The sequence below is a fragment of the Streptomyces sp. Tu 2975 genome (assembly GCF_009832925.1).
Classification (GTDB): domain Bacteria; phylum Actinomycetota; class Actinomycetes; order Streptomycetales; family Streptomycetaceae; genus Streptomyces.
In genome coordinates this window covers 1583081-1602942 of the sequence record NZ_CP047140.1, presented here as the reverse complement: position 1 = coordinate 1602942, position 19862 = coordinate 1583081, and the positions used below count along the sequence as shown (strand labels likewise).

Below are 19862 nucleotides of genomic sequence, written 5' to 3'. Positions count from 1 at the left end.
CATTCCTGCCTGGTCGTCGAGATTCTTCTCTACTCATGAAAGTGACTAGTCAGATTCATGAGTATCATGGTCGGTGTCCGTGCACGAGCGCAAGAAGGGGGCGGGCCCGATGGCCTTGCGGCACGCTGTTCTGGCGGCGCTGCTCGACGAGGAGTTGAGCGGATACCAGCTGGTGAAGGCGTTCGACCTGGGTGTGGCGAACTTCTGGCACGCCAAGCCGCAGCAGCTCTACGCCGAGCTCACCCGCCTGGAGAAGGACGGGCTGATCACCGGCCGTGAGGTCGTCCAGGAGAACCGGCCCAACAAGCGACTGTTCCAGGTCACCGACGCCGGCCTGGCCGAACTGGACCACTTCACCGGCACGGCCGCCAAGCCGTCGTTCATGCGCGACGACCTCGTCGTCAAGGTCCAGGCCGCCGACCACGTCGACACGGACACACTCATCGGCCGGCTCGCCGAGCGTGCGGCCATGGCCGAGGCCAAGGTCGAACTGTTCGGCAACCTGCTGCACACCATGCGGGGCGACCGTACGGAGGAGGAGTTCCTCCGCCACGGGGAACGCGTCGGCCCCTACCTGACATGCCTGCGGGGCCTCGCCTTCGAGCAGGGCAACCACGACTGGTGCATACGCACCATCGCCGTCCTGCGGGAAAGGGCGGCCGCCGATGTCCGCAGGTGAGGGGGAAATCCTGCGGTACGTCGCACTGGGGGACAGCCAGACCGAAGGACTCGGCGACGGCGACGACACCGTGGGCCTGCGCGGGTGGGCCGACCGGCTCGCCGAACACCTCGCACGCCACCACCCGGGCACGCGGTATGCCAATCTGGCCGTACGAGGACGCCTGGCCCGCCACGTCCACACCGAGCAGCTCGCCCCCGCCCTCGCGATGCGGCCCGACCTGGCCACCGTGGTCGCCGGGGTCAACGACCTGCTGCGGCCACGGTTCGACGCCGACGAGGTCGGCGCCCACCTGGAGGCGGTGTTCGCCGCGCTCACCGCTCAGGGAGCCCGCGTCGCCACCGTCACCTTCCCCGACGTCACCCTCATCACCCCGCTCGCCAGGCCGCTCGGCCCCCGCGTCGGGGCGCTGAACGACCGGATACGCGACGCGGCCCGGCGTCACGGTGTCGTCGTGGCCGAGACCGGCCGCCATGCGGTGGTCACGGACCTCCGGCTGTGGAGCCCTGACCGCCTCCACGCGAGCCCGCTCGGGCACGCCCGGATCGCCGCCGCCGTCGCGCACGCCCTCGCACTGCCCGGCAGCGACGACACCTGGACGTACCCCCTGCCGCCGTTCGCGACGGCCACCCCCACGCGCGGGAGGGTCGCCGCCGAACTGCGCTGGGCCGCGGCCTTCCTCGGCCCGTGGCTCGGCCGCCGGCTGCGCGGCCGCTCGTCCGGCGACGGCCGCACGGCCAAACGCCCGCAGCTCCTCCCCGTCCTGACGCCGGGCCCGCGGGCCTCGGCGCGTCGTGGCGGAGAGGGAGAGCCGCACGGGGAAACTGGCCTCCATGAGCGACGCGATGAAGGCCGTCCTGGAGGGCGGCCCGGATGACCTCCCCGAGCGAATCGTGCCCGTGGACGACCCGGGGCAGGAGCTCAAGGTCCCGTTCCGCGGGGGATACGAGCACTTCAGGTCGACGACGCGCACGCAGAACACCGACCAGGGGCAACTGCCGGTCTACGAATGGTGGGAGCGCACGGAACTCCCGGGTTGAGGTGGCAGGTTCCGCTCGTGGCTCGTGGCTCGTGGCTCGTGGCTCGTGGCTCGTGGCTCGTGGTTCGAGGACCGCGGCTCGGGGCCGGTAGCCACCGTGCGTCGTCGACCGGACAGCCACCTATGCTGCGTTCATGAACGCAGCGGGCCCGAATGTCATAGCCGGAGGAGTCGGACCGGCCGCACCGCCGCCCCCGCGGGGGCGGGTGGGTACGTCGCTCCTGGCGACCCTCGGGGTGCTTCTCCTCGCCTGGGCGATCGCCGCCGGTAACACCGGCATCGCGTACGTGACCCTCGGCAACGACGTCGTACCGATCGTGACGGGCTGCCTGGCCGTGCTCGTCTTCGTCGTGGTGCTGCGGGTGCTCCACCACGCATGGTGGCTCGCGCTCCTCTCCGTCGTACCGGGCTTGTTCCTCCTCGTCGGCACGGTCCAGTACGCGCCGGAGGCGGCGCTCGAGCGCCGCGGCGTCCGGGAGAGCGTCGTCGTCACGGCGGACAGCGCCGAGGGAACGTCGAGCAAGGACCACCGCTTCACACTCGTCGGCCCGGACGGCGAGCTCGAAGAGACGCTGCGCTACCGGGGCAGCAACCCGGGGATCCGGGTCGGCGACAGGCTCGAGGTGATCCGCGACCCCGAAGGTGTCGTGCCGCCGGCGGAGGCCGACGACGTCGACCCGGAGGGCCGCCTCAGCGGCCTGATCACCGGTGTCACCGGCTGGACGGTCATCACCCTGGCCGCGGGGTGGCGGGGCCACTACCTGCGGCGCAGCAACCGGGAGCCGCTGCTGGAACGGATCGCCTGACGGCGAGCGCTGCCACGCAGCCGGTTGCCGGAGTCAGGACGCGGCATCGGACGGCCCGGTGGCGAAGGAGGCCGCCCGATGCCGACGCCTCAGGCCGCGGGCACCCCGTACACGCCCATCTCGTGGATCGAGTACCCCCAGGTCGTCCTGCGCTCGACGCCCTGCATCCGCACGTAACGCACGGCTTCGTCGTCAGTGGGAAGCCGGACGACGTCGTTGCCGCACTCCTCCGGGTGCTGTGTGGCCGCCGTCTTCCAGTCCGTGCCGTTCACGGACGTCCGGATCGTGTACGCGGTCGCGCAGGCGCTCTCCCAGGAGAGCGTCACCGCGGCGACCTTCGAGGGGGCGGCGAGTTCGATCTGCACCCACTCGTCATCGGCGTAGCCGGACGACCAACGTGTCCCCATCAGACCGTCGTTGACATGACGGGCGGCCAGGCGGTCGAGGTTCTGCTCGACGCTGGACGCCGTCGCCTTCCCCTTCGGCGCGAGGTTCTTGCCACCGCCGGCGACGTCCCACAGCTGGAGCCGGACCTCGGCCTGCACGAGGAACACGTCGAGGACACCGTCGCCCACCTGGGGCTGCGCGGCGCCCCAGGAGTTGCGCGGCGGGTGCACCCGTACGGCCGTGGCCTGCCGCTGGAGCTCGACCGACTCGCCCCGCAACTCGTCGGCCCTGTCCCGGTCACCGGCCTGCCGGGCGTCGAGCGCGTCCAGCATCCGCACCATCGCCCGGCCCCACAGTTCGGTGGCGTCGAGCCACGGCGCCGCGTCCATGGTGAATCCGCGCTCCACTGAGCCGCCCCGGATGACGGCCGGCGCCTGCTCGACCCTCTTCGCGTAGCCGCGCAGGGACGCGATCGCCTCCGCACGGTTCCCGTCGTCCCACGACGTCCAGAACTCGGCCACCCGGCGCGCGAGTTCCGGCGCCTGCTCCTGCCAGGGAGTGGCCCCGAACGTGGGCGCCATGTGCTCGAGATCGCCGAGGACCAGCAGGGCCTCGGTCGCCTCGCGATCGCCGCCCGCGAGGTATGCCATGGCACGCGGCCAGCTCACCCGCGCGTCGTACGCCGCGTCGTTCCAGGCGAAGTCGGCCGCGCCGAAGACCGCGACCTTGCTGGCGTACGGCTGGTTCATCGGGTTGGCGACGATGCCGGTGAGATGGGCGGACAGGCCCGCTTCACGCTTGTCGTACGGGGCGAGGAGCAGTCTGCCCCGGGTGTTGCCGAAGTCGTTGACGGGATAGTTGTCCCAGACGAAGACCTTGCGCCCGAACAGTTCCGCCGCGCCTTCCGCCTGCTGGTTGGTGATGCTCGGCGGTACGACGTCCGTGCCCGTCCACATCACCTCGATCGTGGGGTCGAGAGTGGCCCGCAGCGTCTGCTTGTACGCGGTGTCCGTCAGATCGCCGTATTCGGTGGGCACCATCTGCAGGGGCTGTACGCCGGGACGGGTGGCGACGAAGGTGCGCTGCACATCGTTGAGCAGGTCGACCTGCGCCTTGGCGGCGGCCTGCCGACCGGGTTCGCCGTAGGCGGCCCTGTCGCCTTCGCAGTTCCAGCGGGTGTAGCTGATGTCGTCCAGCGGGACGGAGAACGCCCGAGTGCCCAGGTCGTGCATGGCCTGGAGTTTGGCCTTGAGATCCTTGCGGTGTGCCGGGTCGGAGTAGCAGATGGACTCGCCGGGGGAGACGGCGAACGTGAAGCGGACGTGATTGGCGGTCGCCCGCCGCACCAGCTCACCTAGCTCGGCGAGCTTGTCGGCGGGGTAGGGCTCGCGCCATTTGCCGCGGTGATAGGGGTCGTCCTTGGGCGCGTAGATGTACGTGTTGGCCTTCACGTCGCCGTAGAAGTCCATCTGGTCGAGGCGTTCGGCGTGCGTCCAGGGCGTGCCGTAGAAGCCCTCGATGGTGCCGCGCAACGGCATGGACGGGAAGTCGCCGACCTCGGCACCCGCCACCTTCCAGCCGTCGTCACCGCGTACGAACAGCTGACGCAGCGTCTGCACGGCGTAGAACTGGCCTGCGGCGTCCTTGCCCGCGAGGGCGATCCGGTGACCCGCCCGGCCGGCTCCCGCGACGTGCACGGCGTAGCCCTCCGCACGGCCGGGAACAGCGGTGTCGCCAAGGGCGGCGGCGATGTCGGGGCGGTCGCCCGGGCCGAGCCGTACGGTCAGCAGCCCCCTCGCGGCCGCCGGTTCACGCCCCGGGGCGACGACGTCGACCCGGCCGGCGCCGTGGCCCCTCAGCTCCGCGACGAGACGGTCGCGGGCGGCGGCGTCGGTGCGGGCGTCGGCGACGACGAGCACCCGGTCGGTGACCACCGCGTCGGCGCCGGCGCGGTCGATCGACCGGGGGTGGGGGAGACGGGGGAAGCGGGGCGGTGGACGCCGCCTCGGCCTGCGGGGCGGGGGAGAGGACGCCCACCGTCATGGCGGCGGCCGATGCTGCTGCGGCGAGGGACAGGCGGACCGTTCTTCCGTGCCTTCTCACGAGACCTCCAGAGTGGTCTAGACCGCGAACTGCGGCACACCGTACCGGCGGAGTGTCCGGGGCTGTCCATGGATGCGTCCGCAACAGGCTTGGACTTTTGCGCGGGGGCGGGGAAGCGCGTTCGGCCCGGGGCGCCGGCTGAGACCCGGCGGATGCCGACATGGACCCCACGTCACCCGGCGGTCGGCCGCAGGGGCACCGGGCGTCGGGGCGGACGGCCGTGTCGGAGAGCCGACCGCATGCGACCGGCGACCTCCCGCATGCGCTACTGCGCGCTCAGCGCGAGCCGTCCAGGCGCATGAGGACGGAGTACGCCGACTCGGCCCGGCGGGCGGGTACGGCGTCATCGTGTGCGTGGTCGAGGAAACTCTGGGTCCCGCCGTGGTGGAGAACGCGGCCGCCGTCCATGAGAGTGACGGTGTCCGCTTCGTCGGCGAGATCGGCGATGTCATGCGTCGACATGAGCACCGGGGTCTTCGCCGCGACCTCCCGCAGCACGTCACGGAAGACCGTGCGCTGATGGGGATCGAGCCCGGCCGTCGGCTCGTCCAACAGGATGACGCGTGCGTCATGGGCAAGGGCGCAGGCGATGCCGACACGGCGGAGCTGTCCGCCGGAGAGCTTGGCCGTCTTCCGCCCGCTCTGCTCGGCGAGGCCGACCTGGTCGAGGGCGGCTCCGGCGCGCTCCCAGGCGGTGGAGCGGCTCTCGCCCTTCAGCCAGGCGACGTAGGCCACGTACTCGCGCGCGCTCAACTGCCGGGAGCTGGGCACCCGCTGCGGCAGCCAGGCAACGTGGCGGCGGTACTCGCGGCTGGTGGAGACGAGGTCCGAGCCGCTGAACAGGACCCTGCCCGCCCTCGGCTCGACCGTGCCGGCGAGAAGCGCCATCGTGGTGGACTTGCCGGCCCCGTTGGGGCCGAGGAGGATCGTCAGGCCCTCACCGGGAACCTCGTAGGTGAAGCGGTTCAGGACAGGGCGGATCCAGCGGTGGTAGCTGAAGGTGACACGGTCGAGCAGCAGAGTCATCGGTCGGTCCTTGGTGCGAAGCAGATGAGCGAGAGAACTCCGGCCAGAAAGACAACAGCGGCGCCCACGGCGGCATGCACGACACCGGCTTCCTCCGCGACGATCACCCAGGGGTAAGGGTCGTTGCGACTGCGCCCCCGAGGAACATGGAGTGGATCATCCAGAAGACGGGAAGCAGGGGCGCGCGGTGTCCCAGCAACGGCCAGGCTCCCAGGGCGAGTCCACAGAAGAGCAGGTTGTTTCGCGCCGCCGTCCACATCGCCTCCGGGCCGAGAAGGGCCATCGCCATGGCGATCACGGTCGCCAGGAGCGCGAAGCCGGACACCAACGCGATGTCTCTCGCGTCGAGTCGGCGCACGGCGGATCGTTCCACCGACGGCATCCGCCTTTCGAGGCAGACGACGAGGGCGACAGAGGGGACGAGGCAGAGAAAATTGCTGAGCTCGGTCGCCGTCGCGTAGTTGCCCACGAACGCCGGAAAGACGAGGACCACGTTCAGGGTGAGTCCGATGCCCAGAGCGAAACCGAGCAGCGCACCGGGCAGCATCCCCAGCGCGCCACGCTGGCGCAGCCACCAGATCACGGTCACCGACCTGCCAGGCACGCCTGCTGAAGCCGCTCGGCGTACCAGGTCTTCTGCTCCTGTGTCGGAAGACCGTCCACCCTCGTCATCTCGGCGAGAAGCTGCTGCTTGCTCTGTCCTCGGCCGAACCCCCGGGTCTCACGGGACAACCAGGCAAGGTACTCGCTCTCCACCCCGATCGTCCGGGCGACCCAGAGGGTGTTGTAGTGCAAAGTGTTCCAGTTCGGTTCCCGACAGGGCATCCCGACCACCTCGATGGCGATGTTCTCCCGGAGAGCCCTGTCCGCGTCGCCGGGCACGAGGTCCAGCGTCCACTGTTCCCCCCTGGTGCCGCTCTGCTGGACACCGGCCACCGTGAGGTCGGTGATGCGGGCGGGCTTCTCGGCGATGATCCCCTTGGCCTGCAACCGGCCGGTCATTGTCGCGAGTTCGTCCTGGATCTCTCCGATGTGCCCGGAGCCGGCCGACGGCAGACAGACTTCAGGCGCGCGCCCCTCGCACGTGATCGGGGCCAGGCCCGTGGCGGCCGGTGCGATGGAACGCCAGTCCTTGGTGATGCTGTAGGCACCGAGCAGACCGCCGGCCGCGATCACGACGGACGCGGCGACAGAGGTGACGCGGACACGGCGGGGGCCCGCGAGCACTACACAGGCCAGCGCCAGACAGACCGTCGGCAGAACCGCGGCCACCGTCATGGGCAACGAGTACGCCTCACCGAATCCCAGCCAGCCGATGGACCCGGTGACATGGTGGGCCCAGTAGCTGTCCGTCCCCAGTGGGAAGCTGATGCCGACGAAGATCACCACAGCTACGAGCGGCGCGGCGTAGAGCGCATGGAGCCGGCGCCCGACGACGAAGCCGATGACCGCGTGCGCGGTGAGCAGCACGACGACGATCCCCATCAGCTGCAGCACATACAGGTCGGGAAGGACTCCGACCACCCACAGGCCACCTGCTGTGACGCCGGCGGTCAGGACCGACAGGGACAGCACGGCGATGAGGACGGGCTGGAGCGCGATGCGCCACGTGGCCCGTGCGGCCCCCAAGTCCCAGGCGCCGAGGGCCCGAAGCCGGGTCGCCTCCACCGCGGCCAGCGCCGCGACGGCCGCGGCGGCCATCGGGACCGGCGCATGCACGGCGTACGACGCGGCCTGTGCCGGCCACGGCACGGCAATGAGCCGATCGATGTTGCGGGTGCTCGTGAGGAACACGTAGGCGAAGAAGAGGCCGATCACGGGGAAGGCCAGCACGGCCGGATGCGTGCGAAGAGCGGAGGAGAAGCGCATGGAGCCTCGCATGGAGAAAACCGGGCCGCCGCGCCGTATGTGCGGCGGCCCAGCAGGATCAGTCAGCCTTGGTCGTGTCTACGCTGACTTTGTCAGCCACTCCTGTGCAGCTCCGCACCCTGTGCCGAGCTTCGTGACTTCGAGGTAGTAGCTGTCGTAAGGAAGACTCGACTGGGTAGCCGTGCTCGTGTAACCGTCTCCCCTGAAGCAGTTGGTGAGAGTCGACGTGTCGTGCTTCTTGTCAGAGCCCCAGTCGATCTGCTGCCACAGTGCCACGTCGACACTCTTCGAGGTTCCCGACTGGAAGCAGCCGGTGAAATGGAACTCGTTGTAGCTTTCATCGACCCACTGCTGGGAAGTGGTGCCCTGAGTCAAGCTGAAAGGCGCCTTGCTCCAGTTGGCCCAGGCGCCCGTGGCGGTGGCGACCGTCAAGGCAGCGGCGGTGCCGGTCACGACACAGAGGTTACGCAAACGTCGTACGGACAGAGGAAAAGCCCTCCCTGTCCTTCCGGTTGTCGAGGCCCCTCCCTCGAACTGGAGACCGAAAGGCTGCGTGACTGTAGCAGTGCTGTCACCGCGTTCCGGCTGCCATCCGCTCGGAAGTGATCAAGCTAACTCCCAGGTCAGGCACTGACGTTAAGGCCGCTGAACGGCCTCCGAGGACGCCTACCGCGCCACCGGCTCCAGCGTCGGGCAGCCGGCATGCTGCACCGCCATCACAGCAGCGTCGCCCGCCAGCTCGAACAGATCGGCAAGGCTCTGGGCATCGAACTCACCGCACCGGCCGGGCTGATCCGGGCCACGCTCGCGCTCACCGCATGGCGGCTGCTCGACGACTGATGAGAGCCCGCCCCACCATCCGGCACGCAAGGGGACGTCAGGCCGCCGGCAGCGACTGCCGGAGCCGGCTCGGGGCGGCGTGCCAGAAGATGTCCAGGCTGTCGCGAGCACGGGTCGCCGCGACGATGAGCAGCGACGACCGTGCCCGCTGAAGCTCACGTCGGTGGCGCAGGGTTCCACGCGAGCGCCAAGCACAACCGGCTCGCCGACGACGCTGACCGGTCGGGCCCTTCCCCTGGTAGGTGCATCGTGACATCGATCCGTTCCCATGCCGATCAACTTCGGACCGGCGGGACCGGCCATTCCCCGGAGTGACCGGGCGGGAGCGCCAGGTCACTCCGGACGGCCGTGTAGTACCTCTCGCGCGCGGTGCGCTGGCGCTCGAGCAGGGCTGACCATTTCTCCGGGTCGACGGTCCGGTCGCGCAGGAACGCTTCCATGTCCATCACCACGACGACCCATTCGCGAGCCTGTTCCACCACGTCCGGACTGCCCAGCATCAACTTTACGAGCCGAGGGCGCCGACCACCACACCGATCAGGGCAGGTAGCTGTTGAATGAACGCGGACATGGTCACACGGTATAGCTGGGCGCCCAAACGCCGTGACTGACGGCCGTCGGTCCAACGGCCTTGCGTAGAGGATGTGTTGTCCGCGGCGGCGTCGCCAGGCCGGCTGACCTCTCGCCCGCTGCGGTCCGGGAACCGCTGATGAGAAATGACCGCGTGGACATGGCTACCGCCTGCTAGCGTCTCGGGCATGAAGCGCGCTGCTATGACGACGACGCCGGAGAGTGTCCCGGCGCGCTGACAGATGTCTGAGTCGAAGCCCCGGGGCGAGTGCCCCGGGGCTTCGCCTTTGGTCACTCGCCCGCTGCCCGCGAGGAGACCGCCATGCATGACCACCGTAAGCTCGGCCGTGAGCTGGGCCTGTTCGACACCGACCCGCTGATCGGTGCGGGCCTGCCGTACTGGCTGCCCGACGGCGCGGTCGTACGGCACACCCTGGAGGAGTACATCCGTGCCGCCGAACGGCGAGCCGGGTACCGCCATGTGTACTCACCGGTCCTCGGCAAGCGGGAGCTGTACGAGATCTCCGGGCATTGGGCGCACTACAGCGACGACATGTTCCCCCCGATGGACCTCGGCGGTGAGCAGGTCGTCCTGCGGCCGAGCCTGTGCCCCCATCACGCGGTGATCTACCGTTCCCGCTCGCACAGTTACCGCGAGCTTCCCCTGCGCATGGCCGAGCTGGGAGGCATGTACCGCTCCGAACTCTCCGGCGTGCTCGGCGGGCTGACCCGGGTGCGGTCGATCCAGCTCAACGACGCCCACATCTTCTGCACTCTGGACCAGGTCGCCGAGGAGGCGCAGGCCGCGCTGGAGATGATCCGTCGGGCGTACGAGGCGCTCGGCATCACCCCCACCCGCTATCGGCTCTCCCTCCCGGGCCCCGGTGGTAAGTACGTTGCCGCCCCGAGAAGTGGCAACGGTCCACCGCCTTGCTGACCGACGTCCTCGACCGCTCCGGCCTGCCCTACGAGGCGGCCGAGGGCGAGGCGGCGTTCTACGGCCCCAAGATCGACGTCCAGGTGACCGACGGCGCCGGCCGGGAGTCCACCCTGTCCACCGTCCAGGTCGACTTCCACCAGCCCGAGCAGTTCGCCCTGCACTACATCGGTGCGGACGGAGCCAAACATCGCCCGGTCATGGTCCACCGCAGCATCATCGGCAGCGTGGAACGAGCCGTTGCCCATCTCATCGAACAACACGGCGGTGCGTTCCCCGCCTGGCTCGCCCCCACCCAACTGGTGATCCTCCCGATCTCCGACACCGAACTGCCGAACGCGGTGGCCCTCGCCCGGCGATGCACCGCCCTCGGACTGCGTGCTGAGATCGCAGGACCGGAACGGGGCACTCTGGGCGCCCGTGTCCGAGAGGCCCGCCTGGTTCCCTACCAAGCCGTCATCGGCGCCAAGGAGGCCGCTGACGACCACGTCGCACTGCGTCTGCGGGACGGACGCCGACTCGACCCGCAGCCCATCAGCGACGTACTCGCCCGCGTCAGTGCTCTCGTCGATGCCCACAGCACCGACCTGTGGGTCGACTCTGCCGCATAGCAGGCGGTGCAGCACCTGCGACCGCCCGCCTGCGCGCCGCAGCGGCTCCGGCGGCCGGCCCCCATCACCCACTTGGACAACCTTGCGGGCCGACGCACATAGGAGGGGCCTGTCCGGCGGATCACGCCGGACAGGCCCCATGGTCCCGAGAAGGCTCAGCGCTTGAGCGTGAAGGTGAAGTCGCCGGAGAGCTTGCCGCTCAGCCTGACTGCCGAAACGAGCTTCCCCTCCGTGACCAGTCTTTCGACCTCGGCCCGCGAAAGACCGCACCCTTCAGCGATCAGTCGCACCGGCCGGACGGGGATCCGCGCCGCGAAGCGGACCGAGACGTCGATCACTTCGCGGTCCAGGTGATCCGACCCACCGGTGTCGAGGCGCCAGGCGCCGTCCCAGTCGAGGGCTGTGCGATTACGGTGCTGCACGACCGGGTCCTGGAGCAACTCCGCTGTCAGGCCAGGGTCGTTGTCATGCAGCAGGTCCAGCAGCTCAGGTCGTACCGAGCACACGTTCATCCGCTCCAGGACCGTGAGCTTCGCAGTTTCCCCGCATGAGGTGCAGAGCACGAGGAGCCAGGCGTCGATGAGCTTGTGGTTGGCGTTGACGCGGAATTTACCGCTTGCCCGGAAGCGCTCGGACGCGCACGTGTGGCAACGGCGGCGGACGAGTGGCAGGCAGGTGGGCGCGACCACCCAGTTGTTGAGCACAGAAGTACACCGGTTTCAGTGAGAAGTCCGCAGCAAAAAGCAGCGCGGCGCACAGGTGCGACGCGCGACAGATCAGCACTCGGGATGTCTCACACGGTGTACAACGGCACGTCCTTACCCAGACGACTCGGTTCGGCAGCACGGTAATGGGCACAGCGGCGCTGCTCCACCGGTTTTCGAGCGCCTTACCGCCGGGTTCCGTCCGGCTCCGCCGGACGGAACCCGGCAGCCGGAGCCGGATCGCGGCGACGGTGACTGCGCCGTGGACGATCGAGGCCGCGCGCTCACCGCGTCGGCCTCGAGCATCGGCAGTCCGCCGCTAGCGGCGTGAGGTCTCGGCCACGTCGACCACGTCAATGGCTTCGCGGCGGATGCGCTCGGTCCCCCACGCGCCCAGTGGCCCGAGCGCTTGGTTGAGCGTGTGCCCGTGTTCGGTCAGGGAGTACTCCACCCTCGGTGGCACCTCGGCGTAGACCTCCCGGTGCACGAGACCGTCCGCCTCCATCTCCCGCAGATGCTGGGTCAGCATCTTCTCGCTCACTCCCGGCAGACCGCGACGGAGCTCGGCGAACCGGCGTACGCGATGGGTGTCGAGCTCCCAGAGGATCAGCCCCTTCCACTTGCCGCTCACCACGTCGAGCGCGGCGTCGACACCGCAGATGTAGGGCCCGCACCTCGGCGCCTTGGCCATCACTGATCGCCCCTTACAAAAAGGTAAGTACCGCAGTAAATAGTGGGTACTACCGAGAATAGTGGCACTCTCCCAGCATGGAGGAGTGAACGAACGACAGAACCCCGACCCCACGCAAGACGGCGCCGTCACCGTCATCGGGCTGGGCCCGATGGGACAGGCCATGACCCGTACCCTCCTCGCCGATGGCCACCCGGTCACCGTCTGGAACCGCACCGCCGCCCGGGCCGACGGCGTCGTCGCCGACGGAGCGACGCTCGCGGCCACGCCCCGCGAGGCGGTCGAGGCGAGCGACCTCGTCATCCTCAGCCTCACCGACTACCAGGCGATGTACGACATCCTCGACAGCGCCACCGGATCGCTCGCCGGCCGCACGCTCGTCAACCTGAGCTCGGACACCCCCGACCGCAGCCGCCAGGCGGCGGCCTGGGCAGCGGACCACGGCGCCGCGTTCCTCACCGGCGGCGTCATGACGCCGGCGCCCATGGTCGGCACAGAGGCGGCCTACGTCTACTACAGCGGCCCCCAGGAGGTTATGGAGCGCCACCGGGTGGCGTTGACACCGCTCGGTACACCCAAGTACCTCGGCGAGGATCCGGGCCTCGCCCAGATGATGTACCAGGCCAACCTCACGGTGTTCCTCACCGCCCTGTCCGGACTGATGCAGGCCACCGCGATGTTGGGCAACGCAGGGATGAAGGCCCAGGAAGCGCTACCGGAGTTGCTCGTTCTCACCGACTCGATCGGCGAGATGCTGCGGGCCGGCGAAGCAAGCCCGGGTGCAGCTCTCGATGCCGGGGAGCACCCCGGCGACCTCAGCACGGTCACCATGATGGGCGCGACGGCCGACCACATCGTCGAAACCAGCAGGTCCCTCGGCCTCGACCTCGCTCTGCCACTGGCCGTCCAGGCGCACTACCGGCGCGCGATCGAGGACGGAAACGGCGGCGACAACTGGACCCGCATCATCGACGGCATCCGAGCAGCACGCTGAACACTGCGGCCCGGGAACCGCGACCGGCCGATCCGGCGTGATCACGAGAATGGCAGGGATGAACGAAGCGGGGCGCCGGGCGGCCCATCTGGCGGCCGTCTGGTGTGTCGGCGGCGTGCTGACCGCTGTGCAGCTTCAGGTGGTGCTCATCGCCCTATTCGTCGACGGGGCGGTTGTCCGCGGGGGCCTCCTCGTCCTGGGGGCCGTTCTCGGGCTGGGGGCGCTCGCGGGTGTCGCGCGCGCCGCCCGCACGATCGTGCCGCTCGCCCACCGGCCACGCGGCCGGTGGGCATGGACGGTGAGCGTCTACGTGTCCGGCACGGCCGGCACGTCCGTTGCCGCCGTGGTGAACTTCGAGATCAATCGCTTGGAGAACGCCCTTCTGCTCTACGCGGCCGGAGGCTGCTGCTATGCGCTCGCGGCCGCGCTGTTCCTGCCCGGCACCCGGACCAGGCTGGGATCCCTCGGGGCGGCGGCCGTTCTCGTCGGCGGCGGTGCGTACGCCTACCGGGACGCCGCGCAGCCTCCCACCCTCGACGAGCATCTCGCCGCCAACGACGTGGACCGCGGCCTGCTTCGGGTCGGCGATCCGCCGTCGGGCTACAGGCTGCGGGCCCTGGGCGCGGGCGAGGACACCTTCGGTGCCGAGTACGAGCGTCCCCGATCGGTACGCCTGCATCTCGGCGTTGAACGCGCCGGCCACGACACCCGGCGCGCCGACGCGCGCGGCTGCCCCGTTCCGTTCGGCGACCCGATCCACTGCGTGGACGACGGCGAAGGACGCCAACTGCTCACCTACGAGGGCGGCTACGAGCATCAGGAACTGCGGTTGCGCCGCGACGGGCTGGTCTTCACCGTGACAGTGGAGGGCCGTCACACGGACCTGTCGGCGGCCCGGCACGTCCTGTCGACACTCAGGCCGGCCACCGACGCCGAACTCGCCGGCCTGCTGGACCTGCCGACACGGCGGTGAGCCCCGGGTACCGAATGATCTCGGCAGGGCACTTCGCAGCACCAGCGGCCGAGGTGGCCCGATCCGCGCGTGATCGCGGGATCAACATGACGTCGGATGAGCACGCCGCCGCGCTGTAGGCGGGCGTGCCGCGGGTACCCCCGGGTGCTCCCCTTCCTGCCGCCGAGCCCTGCCGCCGCAACTACGGCCCGCGCCGGCGAAGTAGCTCATTCATAGGCGGCTTGTCCGCCCTCCCAGCTGAGCCTGAACGTCAGGTGGCCCTCGAGACCGGATTTGGCGATGACGGCACCGGCTTCGGTGCTAAGGCGCACTCCGAACTCCAACTCGATCTCGTCCGGGCGTCTCCCGGCTGTGCGCGCCGCCGTCGCAGCTCGACCTGCTCCTTGACGTCGGCGCGGTGAACGACCTCGCCGAGGCGGGCAAGCGGTCCCTCATGGCCCTGGACCTGCTGGGCACCCTGATGCCCTGGCGCAGCGTGACCCTGCTGTCGAGTGCGTTCCCTGATCACGACCCGGCCCACGAACCGGCGCTCTTCACCCCGCCCCGGCTCGACCGGGCCCTCCACGCGCAGGTCCTCGCCGCACGGCCCCGGCAGCGAGTGCACTACGGCGACTACTCGGTCGAGCACGTCCGGAGCGCGGATCGGCCCGCCGACTCCGGCCGGTACAGACCCCCGTGGAGCCTGTTGCGCTACACCCTCCCCGACCGCTTCCTCGTCGCCCGGGCACCCAGCCGCGGCCCCGAACGCGCCGACCGGGTCCGTTCGACGGCCCGCCGCATCGTCGAGCACGAGTCGTACCGCCGCGAGCCGTCGGCCCACCGCGGCTCTGCCGAGGCATGGCTCGAGTCCTGCGCGTACGGCACCGGGCCGGCCGGAACGGGCACCCCCGAGACCTGGGCACGGTCGGCCACACGCAGCACCTCACGTACATCACCCGCTGTCTGGTGGGCGGTGACAGGGTCTGAGCGGCGTCCGCCTCACGGCAGGTCGACGACCGCCCACACCGTCTTGCCGGGCGCGGCGCTGCGCGGCGAGACACCCCAGTCGGCAGCAAGCGCCTCAACGAGTACGAGCCCTCGCCCCGACTCCGCGCCTCCCGAATCAAGCCGCGTCCCTTTGGCCGGACGCTTCTCCGTGCGCGCGTCGGTGACGTCGATCCGCAGCCGCGCCGGCGAGGCGGCGAGCCGCAGATGGAAGTCCCGCCCCGGCACGTGCCCGTGACGCACGGCGTTCGCCACCAGTTCGGCGGCGATCAGGGTCATGGTCTCGTTGGCGGCCGAGTCGTAGGGATGCCCCCAGCCGTGCAGTCGGTGCGATACGAGGCGCCGCGCAAGCCGCGCTCCGCGGGGCGTCGAAGTGAACTGCATCGTGAACTCGTGGGTGGTATCCGGGTCGTGCACAAGCCCTGCGGGTGGAACGGTCATTGGCCTCATGTCGATCACCTTGCTGCCGCCAAATCCCCGTTGACCAGCCTGGACGCGCGGACGTCCGGGCGGTGTACGCGGACTCGCCGGGCCCTACTCGTGGTGAGACCATCGCGTACATGTTCGTAACCGACGGGGGAGCCGACGCGTTGATGCAGCATGGGGAGGAACCACCGGCCTCCGATCCGGTCGCAGAAGTCAGAAGGAGGCAGGCGATGGTGAAACTGCCGCTCAAAGTGGGACAGGAGCATGTCGCCAAACTGGCGCGGCTGCATGATCCGATCGGTGCCGTCGAGGAACTGGTGTGGAACGCGCTCGACGCGGACGCCGAAAACGTGGTCATCGAGCTGTGTACGAACGAACTCGGTGGCGTCGAAAGCGTGGTCGTCGCGGACGACGGCACGGGGATGCCCGCCGATCGCTGTCCCGGATACTTCCAGCCGATCGGCACGTCGTGGAAACGCCTGGCGGAATCGAGCCCGTTGAAGAAACGAGCCCTGCACGGCAAGAACGGACAGGGCCGTATCCACCGAGGACCGCCTCGACGGCTTCTTCGTCAAGAACCTCGAATCCGTGCAGGGCGACGAGCGAGACGTGATGATCATGTCCGTCGGTTACGGCCGCGACGAGCACGGGAAGCTGGGGCTGAACTTCGGTCCCATCAACAAGGGCGGAGGCTGGCGGCGCCTCAATGTGGCCGTCACCCGTGCCCGTTACCGCATGGAGGTCGTCGCCTCCTTCCGTGGTACGAACCTGGCCGACAGCCCCAACGAGAGCGTGCAGCACCTCAAGCGCTATCTCGAGTACGCCGAGAGCGGGCCCGCCGTCCTCGCCGCTGACGCCGTCCGGTTCGACGCCGAACCCGACAACCCCTTCGAGGAGTCGGTGCTCGACGTCCTGCAAGGCTGGGGCTACACCGTCCAACCGCAGGTCGGCGTCGCCGGCTACCGCATCGACCTCGGCCTGCGCCACCCGGAGCTGCCGGGCTCCTACGCACTCGGCATCGAGTGCGACGGAGCGATGTACCACTCGTCCCGAGCCGCCCGCGACAGGGACCGGCTGCGGGAGCAGATCCTGAACGGGCTCGGCTGGCGCCTCTACCGGATCTGGGGAACGGACTGGTACCGGGGGAGGGCCGCCGCCGAGCTGCGCCTGCGGGAAGCCGTGGAGCAGGCCGTCGCCCAAGGGCCCCTCACGGCCACCCTGCCGGCGCCTCGCGGCGCCGACCGGTCGTCGGACGGCACCGCAGGACCGGGAGCGGAAACACGTTCGGCCGGCGGCGGGACAGGCCGGGTCGCCACGGCGGCGGGCCGCCCGGCGACGGGATCCGGCGGTCTGGACATCGAGCACGAGCGCGTACCGGTGGAGGTCGAGGCGGACCGGGAGTGGAGTGCCGAATACCGGGCCAGTGCGTTCACCGTCTCTTCGGCCTACGAACTCCACACCCCCGAAGCCAGGCGGGAGCTGCGCAACGCACTGGCTCGGATCATCGAGACGGAAGGGCCCGTCCACGAGGACCTGCTCGTCCAGCGGGCACGTGAGGCGTGGGGCGTCGCCCGGGCCGGAAACCGCATCCGGGACAACGTCAGGCAGGTCGCGCAGACACTTGTCCGGTCGGGACTCGTCACCTCCGGCGGATCGTTCTTCGACCTGGCCGAAGGCAGCGTCCTCAAGGCACGCAGGCCCGCCCCTGGCGACACCCCGCGGAAGATCTCGTACATCGCTCCTGCCGAACGGCACTTGGCCCTCTGCGAGTTGGCCGCCGAGTGCCCGGGCATGTCGGAGGACGAACTCGTCAAGCAGACGTGCGACTTCTTCGGCTGGCAACGGATCGGGAAGGACATCCGCGCCTGCCTGGCCGCCGACATCGCCGAGCTGTACCGGCAACGCCGCCTGGAGGGAGGCCCGGGCCGGATCGGCGTGCCGGCAATGGGATGAGTCCCGGCCCGTCCACCCGCTGTCGCCTGCTCAGCGGCAAACATCAGCTCGCATCGGCGAGACATCCATTAGGCCAAGGATTCAGCGACGGCCGGCGCCCCGCCGCGCTTGGCCTCCAGCAACTGCCGGCGCTGGGCGCCACCTGAGACGCGGTGCAAGCCGTACGAACCGGGCTTGTGCGCCTCGTCGGCCAGATGCTTGACGATGCCCTTGCACACGAACTCCTTCAGCTTCGCGCCAGGACGACCGTCGATGTGGAACCACAGCGCGACGTCGTACCTGTGGGCGAACTGGAAGATGCCGGCCCGTCGGCCCAGGCTGATGCACTGGCCGGCGAACGCCTGGTTGAGGGGCGAGGGCTGCTCCCCTGCGATCCTGCTGAGCACCGTGTCGGCGGCCCGCGCGCCCAAGGGCATGGCGGCCTGGCAGCTCATCCGCAGCGGCAGGTCCGACGGGGCCGCCGAGTCGCCGGCCGCGACGATGCGTACGTCGTCCACGCTGGTCAGCGTCTCGTCCGTGAGCAGGCGGCCCAATGAGTCGGTGCTCAGCCCGCTGCGCGCGGCCAGGTCCGGTACGCCGAACCCGGCGGTCCAGATCGTCACGGCGCTCGGCAGCACGCGGCCGTCGCTGAGCCGCACGGCATCGCGGGTCACTCCCGTCACCGACGTGCCGGGCCCGTCCACCACGGTCACACCGAGTTCGGCCAGCCGCCTGGCCACCGAGCGCCGCCCCGAGGATGCAGGTACGGGCCGAGCACCCCGCCGCACACCAGAGTCACGCCGCGGCCTCCCTCCGCGAGCTCGGCCGCCGTCTCGATGCCGCTCGGGCCGGCTCCGACCACCGTCACCGCGGCCGACGCAGGTACCTCGTCGACGACCGACCGCAGCCGCTGCGCCTCCTCCAGGCCGGCGAGCGGGTAGGCGAACTCGGGCGCGCCGGGCACGCTGGGGTCGGCGCTGCCACTGCCCACCGCGTAGATCAGGTAGTCGTAGCCGACCGCGCCGCCGCCCGCCAGTGTCACGCTCCGTCCGGGGGCGTCGATCCGTGCCACCGAGTCGACGACCAGCCGGACCCCCTCGGCCAGGACTTCCCGGTAGTCGACGACCGCCTCATGGGACCCGCCCACCAGCTGATGCAGGCGTACCCGCTCGACGAAGGTCGGACGCGGGTTGATCAGCGTCACTGTCACGTCGTCGCGCTGCATCAGGCGATTGGCGGCCATGACGCCGGAGTATCCGCCGCCGATCACGACCACTTCGGTGTTCCCGGTCATGGTGTCTCCTTCGTTTCAAGGGGTTCGGCCTCAAGACACCGGGCGGTCGACCGCTGTGACATCGTGTGCGACAGATCACGGACCACGGACCGGCCCCTGCCGGGCGGGTCCGCCGGGCGGGTCCGCCGGCCGGGTCGTCAGCGCCCTGCCGTGACCGGCCTCAGAGCCGGCTCAGCTCCCACAGGCGCCAGATCCCGTTGCCGTCGGCAAGGTGGTGACCGCCGGTGACTGTGGCGCGGGCACCATCGCCCGGTCGCTCGGCGTGTCCGAGCGGACAGTGGGGGCAGGCTCACCGAGCTGATGGCCGAACTGGGCGTGGAGACCCGCTTCCAGGCCGGCGTCCGGGCGGCCCCGCAGAGGCCGGCTCCGACCCGTTCCGGCAGATTCATACGGTTGCCCCGTGCTCGACGGGCGCAGCGCCCGCGAGGCGCGGCCCGGCCGACTCCTGGTGTCGTCGGCAGGGACGTCCCGCCGAGGACGGCTACGCTGCTGCGGCAGCAGGTGCGCAGGTCGGAGCCGTATCTTCCCGCCTGGCAACTCCTAGGCGCCAGGAGCCTTGTACCGCACGTTCGCGGCCTTGCGCAGAGCGTCCATCGTCTCGTCGACGGTCACGAGGACGGTCGTCTCCAGTGAGCTCAGCGCACCTCCGCCGGTGATCGCCAGGGCGACCGCTGCCATGGACACGTTGTCGGGGGCTTCCCACAGCGTGTAGCCGTCGTGTCTGCCGAAGGCGTACCAGAACCCGTGGAGCTTTCCGCCGACCGACTCGATGTACGCCTGAGCGGCCCCTCTGCGGTCCTCCGGGTTGCCGATCATCCTGGCCCAGCTCTCCGGCGTGTAACTGAATCTCGACAGATAGAGCGGCATTGTCTCTCCCTCTCGTTCGCCGGGTCCGGGCGAGGTGCGGACGGGCGTCGAACTGTAACCGGCCGCATCGGCCGGGAAAGGGAGCCGCGCAACTCGTGCCAGGCGTTTCCCCCGGACAGGCCCCGCAGCC

General features: G+C 70.0%; 17 protein-coding genes and 6 pseudogenes. 10 read left to right on the top strand and 13 right to left on the bottom strand.

Translation table 11 applies throughout. The features are described 5' to 3' along the window. Window positions 1-109: 109 nt before the first annotated feature. The 4 genes from GLX30_RS07020 to GLX30_RS07005 all read left to right on the top strand — a co-directional run bounded on the left by GLX30_RS07020 (window position 110) and on the right by GLX30_RS07005 (window position 2524). Complete coding sequence (locus GLX30_RS07020; protein ID WP_159694904.1) at window positions 110-679, top strand: PadR family transcriptional regulator; 570 nt, start codon at window positions 110-112, stop codon at window positions 677-679. Then, a complete protein-coding gene (locus GLX30_RS07015; RefSeq protein WP_159684910.1) occupies window positions 666-1556 on the top strand; it encodes an SGNH/GDSL hydrolase family protein in 891 nt (296 codons plus the stop codon). Before GLX30_RS07020 ends, GLX30_RS07015 begins: the two co-directional genes overlap by 14 nt. Continuing rightward, window positions 1513-1719: a DUF5988 family protein gene (locus GLX30_RS07010; protein WP_159684907.1), complete on the top strand. Its 207-nt coding sequence runs from the start codon at window positions 1513-1515 to the stop codon at window positions 1717-1719. Before GLX30_RS07015 ends, GLX30_RS07010 begins: the two co-directional genes overlap by 44 nt. Window positions 1720-1852: 133 nt before the next feature. Beyond that, entirely contained in the window at window positions 1853-2524 is a 672-nt protein-coding gene (locus tag GLX30_RS07005) for a hypothetical protein (protein WP_244258049.1), read from the top strand. Between the two features lie 89 nt (window positions 2525-2613). Here the strand turns inward: GLX30_RS07005 and GLX30_RS07000 are convergent, their stop codons facing one another. The 5 genes from GLX30_RS07000 to GLX30_RS06980 form a co-directional block, all read right to left on the bottom strand. Continuing rightward, window positions 2614-4845 (bottom strand): beta-N-acetylglucosaminidase domain-containing protein, encoded by a 2232-nt coding sequence (locus tag GLX30_RS07000; protein ID WP_244258047.1) that lies wholly within the window; start codon window positions 4843-4845, stop codon window positions 2614-2616. Window positions 4846-5290: 445 nt separating this feature from the next. Beyond that, window positions 5291-6040, bottom strand: a complete 750-nt coding sequence (locus tag GLX30_RS06995; protein WP_159684904.1) for an ATP-binding cassette domain-containing protein — start codon at window positions 6038-6040, stop codon at window positions 5291-5293. 103 nt (window positions 6041-6143) lie between these two features. Continuing rightward, window positions 6144-6623: a hypothetical protein gene (locus tag GLX30_RS06990; RefSeq protein WP_244258046.1), complete on the bottom strand. Its 480-nt coding sequence runs from the start codon at window positions 6621-6623 to the stop codon at window positions 6144-6146. A gap of 2 nt (window positions 6624-6625) precedes the next feature. Next, window positions 6626-7921, bottom strand: a complete 1296-nt coding sequence (locus GLX30_RS06985) for a magnesium transporter (protein WP_159684901.1) — start codon at window positions 7919-7921, stop codon at window positions 6626-6628. A gap of 66 nt (window positions 7922-7987) precedes the next feature. After that, window positions 7988-8362: a hypothetical protein gene (locus GLX30_RS06980; RefSeq protein WP_244258045.1), complete on the bottom strand. Its 375-nt coding sequence runs from the start codon at window positions 8360-8362 to the stop codon at window positions 7988-7990. A 249-nt stretch (window positions 8363-8611) separates the two neighbouring features. On the opposite strand from GLX30_RS06980, the gene GLX30_RS06975 reads away from it, so the two are divergent. Beyond that, window positions 8612-8749 (top strand): hypothetical protein, encoded by a 138-nt coding sequence (locus tag GLX30_RS06975; protein ID WP_244258044.1) that lies wholly within the window; start codon window positions 8612-8614, stop codon window positions 8747-8749. Between the two features lie 37 nt (window positions 8750-8786). Here GLX30_RS06975 and GLX30_RS36080 read toward each other — a convergent pair. Next, window positions 8787-8918, bottom strand: a pseudogene (locus tag GLX30_RS36080) (DNA helicase); the annotation flags it as partial. A 106-nt stretch (window positions 8919-9024) separates the two neighbouring features. Next, window positions 9025-9252 (bottom strand): annotated as a pseudogene (locus tag GLX30_RS06970) (hypothetical protein); the annotation flags it as partial. Window positions 9253-9641: 389 nt separating this feature from the next. On the opposite strand from GLX30_RS06970, the pseudogene thrS reads away from it, so the two are divergent. After that, window positions 9642-10867: pseudogene (thrS, locus tag GLX30_RS06965) on the top strand (threonine--tRNA ligase). 155 nt (window positions 10868-11022) lie between these two features. Here the strand turns inward: thrS and GLX30_RS06960 are convergent. Next, window positions 11023-11571 (bottom strand): DUF1062 domain-containing protein, encoded by a 549-nt coding sequence (locus tag GLX30_RS06960; protein ID WP_159684895.1) that lies wholly within the window; start codon window positions 11569-11571, stop codon window positions 11023-11025. 319 nt (window positions 11572-11890) lie between these two features. After that, the gene (locus GLX30_RS06955) at window positions 11891-12262 is read right to left on the bottom strand and encodes a helix-turn-helix domain-containing protein (RefSeq protein WP_159684892.1); all 372 of its coding nucleotides are present in this window, start codon (window positions 12260-12262) and stop codon (window positions 11891-11893) included. A gap of 85 nt (window positions 12263-12347) precedes the next feature. Here GLX30_RS06955 and GLX30_RS06950 point away from each other — a divergent pair, with 85 nt between their 5' ends. Both GLX30_RS06950 and GLX30_RS06945 read left to right on the top strand, forming a co-directional pair. After that, window positions 12348-13256: an NAD(P)-binding domain-containing protein gene (locus GLX30_RS06950; RefSeq protein WP_159684889.1), complete on the top strand. Its 909-nt coding sequence runs from the start codon at window positions 12348-12350 to the stop codon at window positions 13254-13256. 58 nt (window positions 13257-13314) lie between these two features. Next, complete coding sequence (locus GLX30_RS06945; RefSeq protein WP_159684886.1) at window positions 13315-14229, top strand: hypothetical protein; 915 nt, start codon at window positions 13315-13317, stop codon at window positions 14227-14229. Window positions 14230-14435: 206 nt separating this feature from the next. On the opposite strand, the pseudogene GLX30_RS35075 reads toward GLX30_RS06945, so the two are convergent. Together GLX30_RS35075 and GLX30_RS06935 are read right to left on the bottom strand one after the other, a co-directional pair. After that, a pseudogene (locus tag GLX30_RS35075) lies at window positions 14436-14588 on the bottom strand (CU044_2847 family protein); the annotation flags it as partial. Between the two features lie 619 nt (window positions 14589-15207). Continuing rightward, window positions 15208-15663 (bottom strand): ATP-binding protein, encoded by a 456-nt coding sequence (locus GLX30_RS06935; RefSeq protein WP_244258042.1) that lies wholly within the window; start codon window positions 15661-15663, stop codon window positions 15208-15210. A 110-nt stretch (window positions 15664-15773) separates the two neighbouring features. Between GLX30_RS06935 and GLX30_RS06930 the strand changes: the two are divergent. Both GLX30_RS06930 and GLX30_RS06925 read left to right on the top strand, forming a co-directional pair. Next, window positions 15774-16115, top strand: a pseudogene (locus GLX30_RS06930) (ATP-binding protein); the annotation flags it as partial. Window positions 16116-16227: 112 nt separating this feature from the next. Then, the gene (locus GLX30_RS06925) at window positions 16228-17592 is read left to right on the top strand and encodes a DUF3320 domain-containing protein (RefSeq protein ID WP_244258041.1); all 1365 of its coding nucleotides are present in this window, start codon (window positions 16228-16230) and stop codon (window positions 17590-17592) included. Between the two features lie 68 nt (window positions 17593-17660). Here GLX30_RS06925 and GLX30_RS06920 read toward each other — a convergent pair. Then, window positions 17661-18865 (bottom strand): annotated as a pseudogene (locus GLX30_RS06920) (FAD-dependent oxidoreductase). Window positions 18866-19405: 540 nt separating this feature from the next. Further along, on the bottom strand, window positions 19406-19732 hold the full coding sequence (locus GLX30_RS06915) for a GYD domain-containing protein (RefSeq protein ID WP_159684883.1): 327 nt from the start codon (window positions 19730-19732) through the stop codon (window positions 19406-19408). Window positions 19733-19862 lie beyond the last annotated feature (130 nt).